Origin of the sequence: Shewanella electrica, from assembly GCF_022321485.1 — a bacterium.
Lineage (GTDB): Bacteria > Pseudomonadota > Gammaproteobacteria > Enterobacterales > Shewanellaceae > Shewanella > Shewanella electrica.
On sequence record NZ_JAKOGG010000487.1, the window covers coordinates 1 to 256 of the forward strand.

A 256-nucleotide genomic window follows, 5' to 3' on the forward strand; every position below is an offset into this window, starting at 1 on the left:
TACGATCCGTTACCCCTTCACTCTAAGTTAGGCAGCGGGTTGAAGTAGTTGACCAAACTGCTTTCCAGCGTGTCGTTTGTCCGCACCTCTTTGATCACCTTATTCAAGGTGCTGACCCGGTCGGTGATCACCCCGTCGGCGTGGTCGAAAAGGGCCTGCTTCATCGCCCCGGCGTTATTGACCGTCCACGCCATTACCAGTTGGTGCCTTTGGTGGGCGGCGTCAATGAAGCGGTGGTTTAAGGTCGAATACTCCG

The 256-nt window shown here is 55.5% G+C and carries 1 protein-coding gene; it reads right to left on the reverse strand.

The window, feature by feature from the left end; translation table 11 throughout:
• Positions 1 to 17: 17 nt before the first annotated feature.
• Positions 18 to 256, reverse strand: a 239-nt coding sequence (locus L9G74_RS21280) for a glycerophosphodiester phosphodiesterase family protein (protein ID WP_238898773.1), incomplete at its 5' end; no start/stop codon positions are given.